We start from the raw sequence: 17083 nt of genomic DNA on the forward strand, positions 1-17083 counted from the left end.
GACCGTTGGACGACACATATCAGCTCGCGTACTTCTGTTTTTCCCAGCTGGACGACGAGCGGTATGTGCTGACCAACCAAGCGGGCGAATATCTGGTATTGCCGCGCGCCGTGCTGGCTTCGTTTGTCAAGCACGAGCTTCCCAGCACACACCCTGCCTACTCCCGCCTGCGCAGCAGGCAGTTCCTCTTTGATGCATCCTCCAATATCGGCAAGGAGCTGCTGGCGCTGAAGGTTCGGACCAAGGCAAAAAGGCTGGAGAACTTCACATCGCTTCACATAATGGTCGTATCGCTGCGTTGCGAGCACTCCTGCCCCTACTGTCAGGTATCTCGCCAAAGCGAAGATCGTTCAGCCTTTGATATGTCAGAGGAGACTGCCGAGAAGGCGTTGGCGCTCATTTTCCAGTCTCCAAGTCCGGCTATCAAGATCGAGTTCCAAGGCGGGGAGCCGCTTCTGAATTTCCCGTTGATCCAACACGTCGTGCATCGGGCTGAAGCGATCAACAAGGTCGCCGGGCGGTCACTGCAATTCGTTATCACGACGAATCTCGCTGTCGTTACAGACGAAATCTTGGAGTTTTGCCGCGAGCACAGCGTCCTAATTTCTACGTCGCTTGATGGTCCGGCCACTCTTCACAATGCCAATCGACCGCGCCCGGGAAAGAACAGCTATGAATTGGCTGTGGCAGGTATCGATAAGGCCAGACTGGCTCTCGGCCATGAACGCGTCAGCGCACTTATGACGACGACCAAAGCCAGCCTTCCACTGGTGCGCGAGATCATTGACGAATACGTGCGGCTAGATTTCCCCGGAATATTCCTTCGGCCGCTTTCCCCTTACGGCTTCGCGGTCAAGACGAAATCGTATGCTGCCTATGACGTGGACCACTGGCTCGACTTCTACTTCGACGGGCTGAATTACATCCTTGAACTGAATCGGAACGGTATTCCTTTCAAGGAGTTTTACGCAGCCACCATCCTTACAAAGATGCTCACGCCTTTCGAGCCGGGATATGTGGACCTGATGAGCCCGGCAGGCATCGGTATCTCCGCCGTTGTCTATAACTATGACGCCAGCGTCTACGCATCCGACGAAGCGCGCATGTTGGCTGAGATGGGCGACAAGACATTTCTGCTCGGGAACGTCCACCAAAACACGTACGCGGAGATTTTCGGGTCTGACGCTCTCCTCGATCCTATTGAGCAGTCCTTTGCCGGGTCCGCTCCGATGTGCGCCGAATGCGCCTACGAGCCATTTTGTGGGTCGGATCCCGTATTCCACACTGCAACCCAGGGCGACTTTGTCGGCCTCAAAACTCGGTCGGGATTCTGTAATCGCAACATGTCGATCTTCAAGAGGCTGATCGACCTTATGGAGAGAGACGTTACCGCCCGAGAACTCTTTCTAAGCTGGGCGAACTAGGATGCTGCGTCTGAGTGGGTTCGCCTCGTCAGCAAACGTCGGTGACTTCGCGGGTCGGGTGGCTCTTAGACTGGTTGCGGGCCAAGCTGATCAAGTGCCTAACCCGGAGCATGATGCGCATCTCTTCAGGGGCGACGCTTCGCATCCTGAGTGCCGGTGGGTTGTTACCTTCGAAAAGCATCGTCCGCAGGCTGAGCGATTGTGTCCCGGTCAAAGGCTCATCGTTCTTCCAGACGATTTTGAGTATCTCAGCGAGGGAGACGTCATCCGCTTCGTGCCGGACAGAAAAGCAGTGCGTGTCCTATTCCGAAAGGGAGCCAACGCAAACTATTTCCTGGTGACAGAACGGTGCAACCACCTTTGCTTGATGTGCTCCCAGCCACCGAAAGATGTCGATGATCGCTGGCTGGCCCGGGAAATCCTGGATGTTCTGCCCCTGCTGCCTACGACAACGCCTTTCCTCGGGATCACCGGCGGTGAGCCCACGCTGGTAGGCGAGAACTTTTTTGACATTTTGGCCTCGGCTCGTGATCACCTTCCATCAACCCCTATTCACGTACTGTCCAATGGACGGACGTTCAAAGACAGGGCCTTCACCGAGCGGTATCACGCGATCGGACACCCTCGCCTTTCGGTGGGCATCCCAATCTATTCTGCGGACCCGGAAGTGCACGACTATGTGGTTCAGTCTAAGGGCGCTTTTGACGAGACGATCCGCGGGATCATGAACCTCAAGTCGGTTGGCGCAGAGGTCGAGATTCGCGTTGTCGTTCACAAACAGACCTATGCCGGTCTTGCCGATCTGTCGGATTTCATTTTCAGAAATTTGACCTTTGTCGATCACGTCACATTCATGGGTCTCGAGATCACCGGGTACACAAGAGCAAACATGGATAAGCTCTGGATGGACCCATATGACTACCGGCGCGAGCTGCGGGCGGCCGTGCAATATCTGGCTGCGGCAAGGATCAATGTTTCAGTCTACAATCACCAGCTTTGTCTTCTTGATGGGTCGATCCGCCAGTATGCAAAACGTTCGATCAGCGATTGGAAAAATGAATACGCCGATGAGTGCGCCAGCTGCTCCCTGCGTAATAAGTGTGGCGGCTTCTTTTCATCCAGCAGCCTCGCAAGAAGCTCTCACATTGCGGCGTTCCAATAATAGAACACCAAATGTGTGTAGTGGCTTTCACGAAACCCACCTCCAATTTGAAAAACTAGGGCCGTCCAATGCGAGGCAGCTTGAGAAACTCTCTCGCGCTAATTGTCATCCTCAGCTTCACGACCACGTCAACTGCAGGCGTGAATGCCGCCACGAAATCGGGCACAGTCGCAGGAGGCGAACTGAAGTTCATTGCCGATTATTGCCATTTGCAACTGACACTAGTAGGGAAAAAGTTCCTCGCCAAAAGCTATAAGGCGAACCCGCATCTGTTTGACGCGCAGTATGCGAGCGAGGAGAAGAGACTGAGGTTCGATGATAATGGCAAGTTGATGGACGATCTGCCTTGCGAGAATTGGTACAGCGACTATATCAAGGGTGGCTCTTCTCATTCCCAACTTGGCTTTGAGCCCTTCGAGGCAATCCCCCCTGAGTAAACCGCGCCCATTGGGATCGGAACCCGCCAAACAAGGGGAAGGGCACAACGAAGTGAAAAAGTTTCTCGCCACGGCGACGTTGTTGGTGATAGCGGCGCCAGCACCGGCAGATGATTTCAACGCCATTCTATTCGGTCATTCAGTCGAAATTTACGGCAAGACCGAGGAGACGATGCATCTCGACGGGAAACCTACCATTACAGACGGTAGGCTCACCATAGACGAAATCGCCACGGTGGACGGAATTCCAGCATTGGTTGGCAACAGTTTTTCCGGCGGCGCCTCGTGCGAAGGATCGCCCTTCGTTGTTTCGTTTCCACCCGACAGCAATGCTCGCATTGACGGGCCTGTCGAGGGCACCGACTGCGCGTTGGTAAACCGCAAGGTTGAAGATACTGTGATTACATTTTCCATAGCCCCAAGCCCCGGAGGGGTTGGCAAGATATGGGTGTGGACCCCCTCCGCCGGGTTTACCGAGGGGCCGTCCGTCGAAATGCAACCGGACATGGCTAAGGGCTTTGCAACATTACGGGAACGCACCGTCAAACATCCGTCGGAACTTTTCTCCTACGGCGAAGTAAGCCGCGCTATCAGTGACCTGCTCGGCACCGACCTCAAGGCATACCGAGAAACCCTCGATGGGACAGGTTCCGGGAAATTCGTCGGCGACGACTATGTCGGAACGGCTTGCACCCCGCATATGTGCGGCCTTCAGGAGGCAATGGTTTTCGTGTCCGCAAAAGAGCATCGCATCTATGCGGCCTGGAAACCGGATCAAAAGAAGATAGAGGTCCGGCCACCTCTGCATGATTGGCCGGACAAGGCTCGGGCCGAATTGGGAGCGTGGGCGGAGAAATGGAAGTAGCTTGGAGACCGCTTTGGCCCGTAGAAAACTCATCTTCTCGCGGCTGCGATGACCGCAATCTTTTGGCGGAGCATGGATTAGATCGATCTGAAATGACGACCTTGCAGCGGAGATATCGTTTTCGGTCCGGTCAGGAAGCGACCATGAGCAAGCCCGACGCCGAGTTCTGTGCGGAAGTGAATGCGCTTGCCGACTCGTAACTTTCTTCAGTTGGGCGTGAAGCCTGTCGACGGCGATTGATTTATGGAAGAAGCCCGCCATAAGCAGCGCTTGCTGATCGGTATCGTTCTGCGGCGGAAACTACTGAGAAGTTGGTTTTCGGGTCCTCTCCTGGAAACGAAGCGAACCCTACCTCTGGGAACGCGGCTTCGCATCGTCAGCAAGCCGCTGCGATCACCACGTCCCGTCTTTGCCTTGCGCGGAGCGGCGACTTCCGCCTCCCCCGCCATGCAGTTTGGTGCCTTGCGTCTTTTCGCTCACGGGCAGCCCCAAAGATCACATCACCATCGCCGAATGTCAAACGCGACAATTCTCTTGAAGAAACAGCGTATCTCCTTCCCAAGGGGAGCAAGACACCGAGTTTTTCGATACTGCAGACAATCACTCCATTCAGAGAATCGTTGCAGATGCTTTGCGAACTTGCGCATTCCTTTCCACCCCGCGTTGCCGAACTGCTAGAGCGCGACAGAGGCCTGAAGCGGAATTTTCGCGAGGAATCCGTCACGGACATTCTGATGGCAAGCTTGGTGGGACTCGAACCACTCGGCATTCGCGTTGACTTCCCCGACGAACCGACCACCGGCGGCGACATGGACTGGATTTTTGCCGCCCCTCTCGATCTTAACGGTGGACGATACCTTCGCCTGATCCTTCAGGCCAAGCGCGCCCAATTTGCCAAGCTAAAGAGCGGCGGCTACTGGTATTACCACCATCTCGACCACGGCACGCCTCCGGGCCAACAGGCTCAAACCCTTGTCACCCATGCCGGCGCATCCGCGCTTCCACTCTATATTCTCTATCACCCGACCTCGGCGCTGATTCCCGCCACAAGTACGCTTCCCGCAGTTGAAGGGATCAATCTCGCCTTCGCGCAGGACATTGCTCCGGTCGTTAAAGGCGGTTGCAAGAAGAACAAGAAGAAGGTTGACTATTGGCGAGACCGGTTCATGCCGCTTTCCGATATCCTCTGTTGGCCGGCGGAGGTTCTTGGTCCGCCTAACCCCAATGCTCTGGACGCGACGCAATTTATGGTGGGGCCCGCACAGGTCAACTTACCCATAATGACCGGCGGCTTTCATCCGGATCTCGTGGCGGAGCGCTTGAGCCATAGGCGGGAATTGCCCACTGTCGATTCCGGCGTTCGTTCCACGCCCATCAAAATTGCGCCCATGGACGGCATTCCCGAAACGATCCAGCGCGCCATTTTAGGCGAGGTCACACGCCAGGATCGCATGCTGCTGAAACGCCCCCGAGTGATCCTGTCGACCCGAATAAAACGGGACGATCCAGCCTATGCGCATGCTCAGGAATTGAGCCACCGGAAGGGATAGCAGAGCGCGAGTTTCACCCTGATCCCATTTTCCGATAGGCCGCGATGCGAATGGGTAGGAGGATCTGACTTCTGTCGAACACCGTAATGAATTGATCGAGACCCGATCAGCCATACATGATGGAGTGCAAGATGGCCTGCATGTGATCTTCCAGGTCGAGCTCGCCCCTAGCGGTCAATAGGCCTTGGCCCAGCGGTCGCTTCGGCTGATCGCAGGACAGGAACAGATGGCGAGCAATGCTTCCTCTTCAATCAGGTCTGCCCGCTGGCGGTCGTGCCAACTGCTGCCCGCTCTATGAACAACCCGATGGAGCGAGGCATAGGCGGTCTCGTGGGCTGAGATTAGCCCATGCAACTCACCAGAGGTACCCTCCCCTTTTTCAAACGTCGATTCAGTGACAGACGCAACGGCCGCGAGCGCAAGAAGCGCACGGCGGGTGACTCCGGGCATTCCTCAAATACTTGCCGATTGAAGAGTGCGAGCACAGTATAGCATTGGCGCAGCGGTTCGCAGAGGTGCACGACAACGCGATCATATGTCCGCTGACAAAACGTGTCCGCTCCCGCAGCTGATCCTCCCGCCTATGCTCGCCGATTGAGCCTGCCTGAAAAACTGAAAACGTGCCTGGTGGGGCCCCACAAGACACCCTGCCCTGCTGCGGAAAGACCCCGGCGGGTGGGTAACGGCCAATTGACCGCATGGAGATGCGGCTCAGTTGTGTTCCCGGCGTTGCCGACCTTGCAATCGTCGCGGTCAGTAATCCATCCTGGCAACCGAACGGATCCGGCTGCGGCTCTTCGGCATACGTTCATCGAAATCATCGAGCGGTTGTAGCGCCTGGAACGCTTTTCCGAGCGCGGCGATGGCCTCGGCTCGCTCTCGCAAGGTCTGTCGCTCGCCTGGTTTGAGGTCTTTGTAGGATGACGGTTCGTATTCGGTTGCGATCTCTGCGTATCCAAGCGAGCCCGGTTCGGGTGCTTCAGCGTAGGCGTCCCCAAATTGCCGCAGCATCTCGTCAAGCGCGCGGACTTCGACCAGATAGCGACGCCACTTGTGTTCGTTGAGTTTGAAATCGCTGTTGATCAGGTCGCCGGCACGTTCGCCGAAGCCCGTAAGCTGGTCGATGCGTTCTGGCGGCATGTCCAGATTGGGGCCGCCTTCCTCAGGCTTAAGGTTGACCGTCGCGATCCGTTCGCGATAGCCGGCGAGGATGGACTGGAGGGAATCCTGCCAATCCTTGGCGCTGTCAAAGAGGGCGAACACGAAGGCGATCAATCCAGAAAATCCTCGGGTCGGAAGGAGTTGTCCCTGTCCTGCCTTTGTCGGGAGGAATACCCGGGTTTCCCCGGTGTTTTCCGGGTTCTCCCGCCGATGGTCATATTCCCCGAGCGAGATGCCGAAGGTCGGGCGCGACGGCAGGAAGCGGTCGAAGAAATGCACCGGAAAATTCGACGACAGTCCACCATCGGAGAACATGCAACGCACCAACCTGTCCTGTTCGGGAATGCCGACCAGCGTATAGTCGATCCTGTAGAGCGGCACCGCCGATATTAACGCCGGGAAGCTGAGGCTCATGCGCGCGAGGACCACGAGCGGAAGATTGTCGATCTTGAACGGGTAGAGGTCGCTTGATCCCTCTTTTGGCGTCGTCAGCATCGCGTCGACGACACGGGCCGGAAAAAGAGACCGGAAGTCCCGCTCGGAAAAGTAATGAAGATTGTTCTCCATCGGCAGCACGTAGGGGCGATGCGAGGTGATGTCGGTGGTCACCGTCTGCACCCTGATCTCGCGGGATTGAAGGTCCTTGACCCCGAGCGGCACGGCGGTGGCCGGACGCCCGGCGACGAGATCGATCGTATCGGCCAGCCACTCGGTCAGGGCGGGACGGCCGGCCGGCATGTAAGGTTGGGTCATTCCGTTGCAGAGGCCGTAATCCACCTCCGGAAGCCTGCGGGCGACATCGCGGGCGGCGACAAAACTCGCCGTGGCGGCCGGCAGGAGAACGAGCAGGAACAGGAACAGTAGGACAGCAAGGATCGCCGCGGCAGTCGAATGCCAGGTGAACGGGATCATGAAGGCAACGATGATGGCGGGGATGGCACCCAGAAGCGCTGGCACTGGGTAGCCTTTCAAAAGTGCGAAGACTGTGCCCGCGATATTTTTCGACATCGCCGCCAGCACTAGATTGAAGACCGGGCGAAGCTCCTGGCGAGGCTGGAATTTTTCCAGAAGCGTCGCTGACAGCTGCTTTGGGAGCGCCTCGATCTTTTCAAATCCGCCTTCGGCGCGTCCGAATTCGGCGGCGGCAGTGACCACCGCGGCAATCGCGCCGGCCGACGTACCGCCGATATTGCGGAAGCGGTACTTGTGCGAAAGTTTCACGACGACCTTCGGGTAGACAACCCCACTTGTGATCCCGCCCTTCATGACGAGGTCGCAGCTCAGTTCAGGCGCGCTCATGTCTCATCTTCCTCAGTTGATTTTAAGCGTGTTCGACCAAGCCGTCACGAGGCTCGAATAGGGTTGGTCCGGCTCCGCCATCGCGCGGATTTCGTGGAGGATCTGGTTGACCAACAGGTCGAGCCGCGCGCCCATCGTCTTGGTCTGCTGATCGAGGCTGGCAAGCAGCGTCTCCGAAATCTCGCCGATTTCGTCGATCAACCGGCTCAGGAAATCGAGCTTGCGCAGGATCCGCGTTCGCTCCTGGACCAATCCGAGGCGGTTCAGGCCGTAGACATGGATCGATGTCAGGCCACGCCGGGAGGGGACGTTATCCTTGAATGCCGGAAGAACGAGCCCGAGGGGGTCACCGCGGTCGATGTGGAACACAAGGTGCTCTTCCGGATCGTCCACGCAGGGGTTGACCAGGTCGGGCTGCTCGTCGATGCCGGGAAAGTCCGCCGTCGCCCTGTCCGCGCCGGCGATCGGAAATAGATCCTGCTTGCCAAGCGATGCCTTGACCCCTTGCATCTCGGGCGCCGACAGCAGTTGCGCGAGGCTTACCGGGAATTTCGGCAAATCCTGCCAACGCCGGCGATTGCAATCGATGCAGCTCGGCAGCAGGTTGTCCCATACCATGGCGAGCCACCAGTAGCCGGGATGATTGGCAACGCCGGCGATGCGTCCCTTCGGCCGGTAATGCTCGACATCGACCGGTGCCTGGTTGGCATATCGGCTTTCGCAATAGGCGCATTTGCCGAAGAACAGCTTGTCGAGCGCGTATTTGACCGCTTCGTCGGAATAGGCGCTAAAATCGAACGTCTTTTCCTTCTTCTTCCTTGCTTTCGTGGCTGGAGCCAGCGCACCGGCTGCCGCTCCCGCAGCTTCTGCCTTTGCCTTCGCCTCGAAGAAGATCTTCGCCTTCGCCAGTTCCTTGCGGCCGCGGCTCTTGTCGCCGACAAGGACAGCCGGCGCCGAAACCATGGCCCGATCGACGCGCCGCATCAGATGCCCTCCAGGACGGCCAGTATCCGCCTTTTGGTTTCGTCGCGCAGGTCCTCGCGTGGCTTGCCGGCAAGGTTACGCCGCTTGACAAGGTAGTCCGCAACGGCCTCCTGCACGAGCCGGGCAGCCTCGCTCATGCCGACCGGAAGGGCGTCCACCACCTGCCTGCGGATCGCGTTCATCGCAGCCCTGACGGCTTGGTCCGGCACACTTCCGGCCTTCGCGAGATAGTCGCCAAGACGGGCGAGGCTTGCCTCCGTCTCGGGATCGTCCGTGGAAAAAAGGCTGAACAGGTCCGACGTCAGGAGTTGCTCGATGGTCAGTGCCGACACCTTCGGCAACTGCGTCAGGCTATCGACCATTACCGGGATCTGGCCACTGCCACGCTGCCTTGCCACCTTGCTCAACACCACCACCTCCCCGTCGCGCATTCCCCTGAGGCACAATGGATCATGGGTCGTGACTATGAAGGTCATTGACGGCAAGGCGGTGCGCAGGCCCTTCATGATGTGGATCTTCCAGCGCGGGTGGAGATGGGCCTCCGCCTCGTCGATCAGCACAATCCCCTCCGCCGAGGGCAGCGTCGTGAAGTTGGGATTGATGGCGCGATCCATGAGCCATCGCATGATGTCGCAGGACAATGCGAGAATGGTGCGGAAGCCCGACGAGACGTTCGAAAGCGGGGTCCTGCTCTTCTTGCCGGACGCATCGATCTGCATCTCGACGAAGCAGCGGCCCTTGGCCTCGTCGCGATAGATGACGTCGATCTCTTCGGCCGCCCCGAAGATCACGCCCAGTGCCTGGACGACGGCCCTGTACTCGGTTGGCGGCAGGCCGAGGAGCCAGTTCTCCGGATTGCTGAGCAGGCTGTCGGTATGGAACAGGCTGAGCACCGGTCGCGAAGGTTTCCAGGCATGCAGGTCACGCACATAATGACGGTACGCGCCGTAGCCGAAGACCAGGGGCAACCGGTCCTCGCCGGTTTGGGAATAGCCTTTGGCGCCGACTGTAAGTGTCAAGACCTGTCCGTTGTCGAATTGAAGCCGGACCTTGGCCGATGACTTCTGAGGTAGGTCCTCGGCACCCATGAAACTTGGATTCAACCTCAGGCTACCCGGTTCTTCGACCAGATCAGGGCGAGCTCCAGCGCCGATCAGCGCAAGCGCGATCGCCTCCAGGATCGAGCTCTTGCCAGTAGCGTTCTCACCAAGGATCAAAAGGGCCTGCGCTATGCGTTCGGTCGGATCTGGCGCAGCCGGCAGCTTTATCGATAGGGTCTCGATCGCCTTGAAGTTCGTCAGCCGGATTTCCTGCAGGCGAGGCCGTGCTCCAGCGATGTCGCCTTCCTCGACGATATTCGCAGACGCGGTGATCGCTGCGATCTCTGCGTCGCCGGCATCGGCCTGACGCCTCAGCATCCGCAAGAGGCCGACGAATTCATTGGTGTCGTTCGGCCCATCGCCTTCGAGTTTTGCGTAGTCGTCGAAGGCCTGCTTTCGCCTGGTTCTCAATCGTGTCCGATTGAGCCGGAAATGCTTGATCGTCTCCTCACCTTGCGGGCTTGCGGCTTCCAGTGATCCGTCGTCGCGCGGGACGAGATGGCGGGCAATGTCGTCGGAACAGGGATCGACCAGGAGCGGTATCTCGTCAAGCTCAAGGTCCGGCCACGTCCCATCGCCATTCTCGACGAACCGGGCGTATTCTTCCGGTGTCGGGATGTGCGCCCTCTGACCTTTGACCGGGAAGTACGTGGTTCGCTTCGGCCTGCAGTCCCCGCAGATCGGATAGAGGTTGATCCAGGCATCCGACAGCCAACCGTAATAAAGATGGGCATCGCGCGCCCGGCCGTCCTCCTCGCTGCCGATCGTTGGCTCGGCATCGTTCATTGGCCTGAAACGGTGTAGGAACATGCTTTTCGAAGCCTGCTCGCAGAAAGCGCATTTCCCCAGGAACATGTGCGAGAGATCACCCATGATCTCCCGTGACTCGAACTGCATGATCGGAACGCGGGTCTGTTCGCGCTTCAAGGGATCGAGCTGCAGATATCGAAGAAAGGATTGCCTCCTTTCGCTCGCAAGCGAGTCTCCGAGGGCTGCTGGCGGACTTGGTGCCCGCATGACGTAACGCATGATCTCCCCCCAAGTCGTTTGGTATCGGCACGTCAAGCTTCAGTTGAGTCGACAAAGCGATTAGTCCGAGGTCGGCGTTATCGACCCTGTAGACTAAAATGATCATGTAAAGAGTGCGAGAGACATGCAATCATAAAGTTTAATTCGAAGAAGAACTTCTAGCCTGACAAGATCCACACAGCCAAGCAAAATCTTCGCTTCAGCAGAAGAAGAGGGCCGACGCTAACGTTCGGCTTGAGCCGCACCGGCCCCGCAAGATTATTCGGGCCGAGCTTCGGCTTTTGGGCAGAGGCAAAGCTTGCTTAAACGACCGGAATGAGGCGAATTGCTGCCTTCGCAACGCTGACAATGAGGAAGGTCACCGTTTGGTCGAACTCCGTTTTTCCGAGCAATTTGGGTTTTGGGGGCGAGAGCGGCGGCCATCAGGGTCCTGAACGTGAACAGCTAGGCGCGCCTGATAGGGGCCCCACAAACCACCCCCACCCCCGCCGCCGAAGAACCCCGGGGCGAGTGCCCGAGCCAACGATGGCACTTGTCTGTGCTGGGCCAACGTCGCCGGATCGCGTCTACTGCGATCACCACCACAGCATCGTGACTGCCGTCGAACCTCGTCGAGCCCGTTCGGGTATCCACCTCGCTCAACGACGCGCCGCGTAGGTTACATTTTGGTGGGTTGAGCCATCCGCGCGCCGGCGGTGGGCTTTGGTCGTAGTATATCATGTCGGCCCTCAACCCTCATTGCAATTCAGCGACCCTTTTCAGTCGACGAAGCGCGTCCTATCAGACTTGAGGACTACTGTGGCAAAGTCGGGCATTTCCAGACCTTGGCGCACCTGGGCGTCAAGAGCTTGCTCGGCTGCCCTGACGGCGGCGAGCCGCGCCAGCACTGTCTTAGCCTCCAGGTGGGGCACCACCGCGACGCCATCGCGGTCGCCGATCAGTATGTCGCCCGGCGAGATAGTCACTCCTCCCAGCACCACCGGAAATCCGACAGTGCCCGGACCATTGCGCGCCGGCGAGTTCGCGATTACCCCGGCACAGTAAACCGGCAATCCGACCGCCTCGATACCGACAATATCGCGGACGAGGCCGTCCGTGATGAAGCCGGCGACGCCCTTGTTGCGCGCCATGCCGAGCACCAAATCCCCAGTCACCGCGGCACCGGCAAAGCTGTCGGTGGCCGCGACGATGATATCGCCACTTACGGCGGCATCCAGCGCCCCAAACAGCGCGAGATTGTCGGCGGGGCCGCAGTGACAGGTCACGGCGACGCCGGCCAGCATCGCAGTACTTGGCGACAGTGGCTTGATTGCGTGGTGCAAGGCCCCGCGCCCACCCATGGCGTCCACGACCTGGCTGACGGGCACACCGGAAAAGGCACTGATGATTTCTGCTGCAGGCCGTTCGAAACGGCGCTTGATGGTGAGCAACGGCGGGTCTTCAATCATGGTGGCGGCCTCATACCCTGAATAAACGAAAGACATTCCGGCCCGAGGCCGCTAAGGCTCCGCGCCCCCATCAGCGCCATGACCCGGTCGATCTCGTTGCGGTAGATTTCCAGTACGTGGCGCACCCCCTCTTCACCGGCGACTGCGAGCCCCCATAGTTGCGGCCGGCCGATCAGACAGCAGGAGGCGCCGAGCGCCAGCGCCTTCACCACGTCGGAGCCTCGCCTGATGCCGCCGTCGATCAGTACTGGAATGCGGCCGGCGACAGCCGCGACGACTGCCGGGAGCGCGTCCAGCGACGCGGCGGCGCCGTCGAGCTGGCGTCCGCCGTGATTGGACACGATGATGCCGTCGATACCGCGCGCCACGGCCTCGGCGGCTTCGGCGGGATGCAGGATACCCTTCAGCAGCAGCGGTCCTGACCAAACGGTGCGCAACCAGTCGACGTCGGCCCAGGAGAGCCCGGGGTCGAGCAGTGCGGCCATGCGGCCCGCCAGCGCGCCGACCGTCGCTGTCTCGCCGGGACGCACGTAGTTGCCGAAGGTCAGCTTCGGGAGTCGGGTGCGCATACGCAGCAGCCACGCCGCCTTGGTGGCGGCCGCCAGCGTCCCTGTCACGCCGAAGCGCGGCGGAATGGCAAAACCATTGCGGATGTCGCGTTCCCGGTTGCCGAGCATCTGATTGTCGATGGTGAGCACCAGCGCGTCGTATCCTGACGCACTTGCACGATCCACCATTTCTCGGGTGAAGCCGCGATCGGTATAGACGAATACCTGCATCCACCGCAGGCCGTTCCCAGTGGCCGCTATGTCCTCCAGCGTGCAGGTCGAGCCGTGGCTGGCGCAGTAGAAGGTTCCGGCGGCTGCCGCGGCTCGGGCTGCTGCGCATTCGCCGTCGGGCCAGAACAGACCGGCCAGGCCGGTTGGCGCAATGCCGAGCGGGATGGCAAGCTTCGCTCCGAAGAGGTCTAGGGAAAGATCCCTTGTTGCCGCTCCATTGAGTGGTCGCGGCAGAAGGGCAACCTCGTTGAAAGCCCGCTCGTTCCGGCGCAGCGTTCGCTCATCTTCGGCGCCGCCGTCGGCGAAGTCGAACACCGGGCGCGGCAAAGTTCGCCGCGCGGCGTCGCGGACCGCGGCCACGCTGTACAGGCGCTTCAGCGCTGCCGGCGAAGCATGCGATGCCGCAACGGGGGCGCCGCCGTTGACCAAAGGGGCTAGGTTCGAGAGAGTCGAGGAGCTACTCACGGCTTCTTACCACCGATGCGACCGTGGTGCGTCGGTCCACCGCCTCCCGGAACACGCATGCGGCAGAGCGTCCCCTCGAAGGAGGGCTCGCTGCCGGTCGCCAGCACACCGGCATTTGTCACCCAGAGCATCTCGCCCGAGAAGACGCAGTTGGTCGTTGCCTTGCCGCAAACGAAGAACCCTTCCGCTGTGCCGTCCGGTCTGAGCACATGAATCCCGTTGGCGGCTATATCCGTAACGTAAAGGCGGCCATCGGCACCGATCTTAAGCCCGTCGGGGATCGGGTTCGTCCCGGGCAAGCGGCCAAGGTCTTCGACGAAACCATCCGGACGCTGCCGCTTGACGCACCCCGTGTAGGACTCAGCCCAGACGATCGAGCCGTCGGCCTCGATCGCCACTCCATTCGGGAAGGTCGGCTCGTCGAAGTCGAGAGTAAGGTACGCACTGCCATCGGGGTTGACGGCAAAGATGTAGCTGGGGTCCGGATTGCCGGGGTTGTATGTGCCGGGATCGCTGAAGATAAGCCGGCCATCAGCGGCAAATACGAGATCGTTTGGACCGTTCAGCCGAATGCCCGCAATTTCGGTCAGCAGGATTTCCGGCTTTCCGCCTTCGGCAACTCGCTGGATCGATGGCTTTGTCATCTCTGCGGCGCGCCAAGGTCCGGTCGTGCCGCCGTTCTGGCAGACATAGAGAAGGCCATCCGATCCGAGAACGCAGGCATTGGGCGCTCCCGCAACATATGCGAACTGGCGAGCAGTTCCGTCATGATCTATGGCCGTCAGCTGGCTGCGATAGCTTTCGACGATGACCACGCGCCCATCAGGGAGCACCGTCGGGCCTTCGGGCCAGCCGAGGCCGCTCGCGACAACCTCGACTGCCAGCTTTTCAACCTCGTTCATCGTGCGATCTCCAGACCGACAGCCTACCAAGATTTGTCGGGTATCATCCAGCCTGGCGATCTGGCGTTCAGCCGGACCCGGCGACTCGAAAGACAGTTCCCCGGACGTGCGGCTAGATGGGGTCCCACAAGCCACCGCCCACCCACGCCGCCGACGAACCCCGGCGGGGCGCGGTGCCGGGCGTGCCGACCACGGAGGTTAATAAATTTTGAAAGTCCGCCTCCAAGCCGTCCTCTTCGGCCGACAGGGGTCTCACTTGATGGAGAGCATAGTCGGCCATCAACCGGGATCTCTGATTGACACGTCATCAATACCGCCAAAGGGCCTCACTTGAGCATGCCCATAATGCGGGCGTTGTGTGCCGCTATCCGCGCTTCTGTCATAGCCGGATGCACATCACCCTCAAAACGGACACAACGCATACAGAGACGTGCCTTGGCCTCGCTTGGCACCGCTGTGACCCGGCCGCAGCACCGACACTGATATGATGTGACACTGGGGGTCCGCGCGCTGGTGGTCGGCCTCACTTTGTCGTCTATCTTGTCGGCCCTCAACCTCCCTTTGCAATTCTGATTGGTAGCTTCAGATCGATCATCCGAGCCTGCAGGAGGGAGAGCGCGAGTTGGTCCCTTGCATCGACCCACCGGCTATCGTCGTTGGCGACGTCACCATCGCAGAACACCAGATGGGGCTCATCGCTCCCGCGCTCGAGCTTTGGACCAAGGTCCAGCTTCTTCAGCAGACGGTAGGCCTTGGCTGTCGGACCCGTCTCAAGATCGAACCGGGTCTCCCAGAAAAATCCGTCGACGTCGTCGTCGTAATCTCCGGGATCGATCTCGTGTTCCTCCCAAATGGCGCGGCGTTCGGCCTCAGCCTCGTGTGCGATGCCCTCGCTGATAAAGAACTCCCGCCAGGTCGGCGGCGGGGGGCAGAAGGTCCAATGACCGACAGTCAGCAGGTAGCCCTGTTCGCCACCGTCATACCAGCACATGGTCTCGGCGACCTGCGCCGGGGACGCGAGCAGGGGCTGGCCCGTCCTACCAACGAACGCTCGCGCGTCCTTGACGAACGCCGCGGTGAGCAGACTGCCTGCTCCGATCAAAAAACCACGTCGTGAGAGCATAAAAACCTCCAGAGTTCACACACGCATCTGGAGAGAGACCTACTGTTGCCTCAAGTGAGGCCACATCATTGTCACCACCGTTGCCGGTCAAGGCTGGTTGGCGGGGCCGAAGCCCCCTCTGGATGCAGGCTGATGCATAGCAAATGAGAACCGGCTCAACAAGAGTGGCCTGCCTCGATCTACGCGGCGCGGCCTGACCTGCCGATCTGGTTGCGAAGGTCCGTTCGCAGATTAGTGGGCCCCCACAACCAGCCTGCCTTGGCCTCCCGAAGGGGGCAGGCGACAACTCTACTGCGCAGCCATCGGCAACTCGCCGATGTGATCCTTGCAGGTGCCCAAGTACTGAGAGGCCATGTAACCGCTGAACGGCTCCGCGATGTGCCTCGATGTCACCGCTCGGATCGTGCCGTCTTTCGTGGGAGAAAGCACAGTCGTCAAATTCACACTGCCTAGTGGCGTCCACTCCAGAAATACCACGCTCTCAAAGCCACCTCGCTGGGCAATGATCTGCGCCGATCCCTGATTTCCGATCAGCTGCGCACGGTGCGCCGAAAGGTCGATAGCAGCGAACGCCAATTCAAATCTTGTCGAGCCTACCTTCAGTCGCTTTTAATCACGATGGTCCGGGTAAGTGTCGTCCGTAGCCGAAAATGCCGACTCCGTGAAGGCGCAGCCCAAATATGTCGGGCTCCACTCAGCAGCCTCGGCAGACATCGCCGAGCTACCCATCACCATCGCTGCCAACGCGACGATCAGACGCTTCTCCACAACGCTACCCCCTCAACCCGGCTCGCCGCTCGCGACAGCACTGCCGTGCCGGTTGCCGGGCCATGCCGCCCGCGTCCTTACTGGCCTGTCCGCAAGCATTTCGTTCATTGGCAGGACGCGCGGAATGCCGCCGCCTTCCTAATCGGGGCGACGCCGTATTTCTGCTGGACCCACGTGACCTCACCGGCGATCCGGTTGAAGACGTAGATTTCCGTGACGTTGAGCGGGTAGGCCGCCAGCACCGCCCATTCCGTCGGTCCATCCAGCAGAGTGATAACCGTTGCGCCATCCTGCTTTGCAGTGAAATGTGTGCCGGTGGCGTCGCCGATCGTAACGTCGAGCGTTCCGTCATCGCTGCGGATCAGCGCCAGCCGACCTTCTTTGATCCCGTCCTCAGTCCAGCCGGATTTGTAGTAGGCTTGTCCCTTGGACGGGCCGCATTCCATGATGGTCGTCGTGGCGCGCGCCACGTCGGTGAAGCCAAAGGCAAGCGCCGCCGCGAATATCAGTTTTTTCATCGTTTGGACTCCGTGACCTGCACTTCTGAAAAGGTTCACGTTCTTCACGCCCGTTCCGGCAGGACCAGC

Annotated in this window: 14 protein-coding genes and 1 riboswitch; of the genes, 5 read left to right on the forward strand and 9 right to left on the reverse strand. The window is 59.6% G+C overall.

The features are described from left to right. Positions 1 to 5: 5 nt before the first annotated feature. The 5 genes from hxsB to AC07FD_RS16100 all read left to right on the forward strand — a co-directional run bounded on the left by hxsB (position 6) and on the right by AC07FD_RS16100 (position 5438). Entirely contained in the window at positions 6 to 1424 is a 1419-nt protein-coding gene (gene hxsB / locus AC07FD_RS16080; protein ID WP_478350635.1) for a His-Xaa-Ser system radical SAM maturase HxsB, read from the forward strand. Position 1425: 1 nt separating this feature from the next. Beyond that, positions 1426 to 2586, forward strand: a complete 1161-nt coding sequence (hxsC, locus tag AC07FD_RS16085; RefSeq protein WP_478350636.1) for a His-Xaa-Ser system radical SAM maturase HxsC — start codon at positions 1426 to 1428, stop codon at positions 2584 to 2586. 80 nt (positions 2587 to 2666) lie between these two features. Beyond that, positions 2667 to 3023 carry a hypothetical protein gene (locus AC07FD_RS16090; RefSeq protein ID WP_478350637.1) on the forward strand — a complete coding sequence of 119 codons (357 nt, stop codon included), beginning with the start codon at positions 2667 to 2669 and terminating at the stop codon, positions 3021 to 3023. 52 nt (positions 3024 to 3075) lie between these two features. Next, positions 3076 to 3888 (forward strand): hypothetical protein, encoded by an 813-nt coding sequence (locus AC07FD_RS16095; protein WP_478350638.1) that lies wholly within the window; start codon positions 3076 to 3078, stop codon positions 3886 to 3888. A 626-nt stretch (positions 3889 to 4514) separates the two neighbouring features. Beyond that, the gene (locus tag AC07FD_RS16100; protein ID WP_478350719.1) at positions 4515 to 5438 is read left to right on the forward strand and encodes a DUF6615 family protein; all 924 of its coding nucleotides are present in this window, start codon (positions 4515 to 4517) and stop codon (positions 5436 to 5438) included. A gap of 753 nt (positions 5439 to 6191) precedes the next feature. Here the strand turns inward: AC07FD_RS16100 and AC07FD_RS16105 are convergent. The 9 genes from AC07FD_RS16105 to AC07FD_RS16145 all read right to left on the reverse strand — a co-directional run bounded on the left by AC07FD_RS16105 (position 6192) and on the right by AC07FD_RS16145 (position 17014). Beyond that, a complete protein-coding gene (locus AC07FD_RS16105) occupies positions 6192 to 7898 on the reverse strand; it encodes a patatin-like phospholipase family protein (protein ID WP_478350639.1) in 1707 nt (568 codons plus the stop codon). 12 nt (positions 7899 to 7910) lie between these two features. Beyond that, complete coding sequence (locus tag AC07FD_RS16110; RefSeq protein ID WP_478350640.1) at positions 7911 to 8882, reverse strand: HNH endonuclease family protein; 972 nt, start codon at positions 8880 to 8882, stop codon at positions 7911 to 7913. Beyond that, on the reverse strand, positions 8882 to 10855 hold the full coding sequence (locus tag AC07FD_RS16115; RefSeq protein WP_478350641.1) for an AAA family ATPase: 1974 nt from the start codon (positions 10853 to 10855) through the stop codon (positions 8882 to 8884). The genes AC07FD_RS16110 and AC07FD_RS16115 overlap by 1 nt, the downstream gene beginning before the upstream one ends. Positions 10856 to 11769: 914 nt before the next feature. Continuing rightward, positions 11770 to 12459, reverse strand: a complete 690-nt coding sequence (locus tag AC07FD_RS16120) for an RraA family protein (RefSeq protein ID WP_478350642.1) — start codon at positions 12457 to 12459, stop codon at positions 11770 to 11772. After that, positions 12456 to 13703 carry an alpha-hydroxy acid oxidase gene (locus AC07FD_RS16125; RefSeq protein ID WP_478350643.1) on the reverse strand — a complete coding sequence of 416 codons (1248 nt, stop codon included), beginning with the start codon at positions 13701 to 13703 and terminating at the stop codon, positions 12456 to 12458. Before AC07FD_RS16125 ends, AC07FD_RS16120 begins: the two co-directional genes overlap by 4 nt. Then, positions 13700 to 14605: an SMP-30/gluconolactonase/LRE family protein gene (locus tag AC07FD_RS16130; protein WP_478350644.1), complete on the reverse strand. Its 906-nt coding sequence runs from the start codon at positions 14603 to 14605 to the stop codon at positions 13700 to 13702. Before AC07FD_RS16130 ends, AC07FD_RS16125 begins: the two co-directional genes overlap by 4 nt. Positions 14606 to 15155: 550 nt before the next feature. Beyond that, on the reverse strand, positions 15156 to 15728 hold the full coding sequence (locus AC07FD_RS16135; RefSeq protein ID WP_478350645.1) for a hypothetical protein: 573 nt from the start codon (positions 15726 to 15728) through the stop codon (positions 15156 to 15158). A gap of 31 nt (positions 15729 to 15759) precedes the next feature. Next, positions 15760 to 15859, reverse strand: a riboswitch (SAM-I-IV-variant riboswitch). Positions 15860 to 16016: 157 nt separating this feature from the next. Next, positions 16017 to 16304: a hypothetical protein gene (locus tag AC07FD_RS16140; protein ID WP_478350646.1), complete on the reverse strand. Its 288-nt coding sequence runs from the start codon at positions 16302 to 16304 to the stop codon at positions 16017 to 16019. Positions 16305 to 16600: 296 nt separating this feature from the next. Continuing rightward, on the reverse strand, positions 16601 to 17014 hold the full coding sequence (locus AC07FD_RS16145; protein ID WP_478350647.1) for a hypothetical protein: 414 nt from the start codon (positions 17012 to 17014) through the stop codon (positions 16601 to 16603). Between the last annotated feature and the right edge of the window lie 69 nt (positions 17015 to 17083).

Source organism: Mesorhizobium waitakense (genome assembly GCF_056431085.1).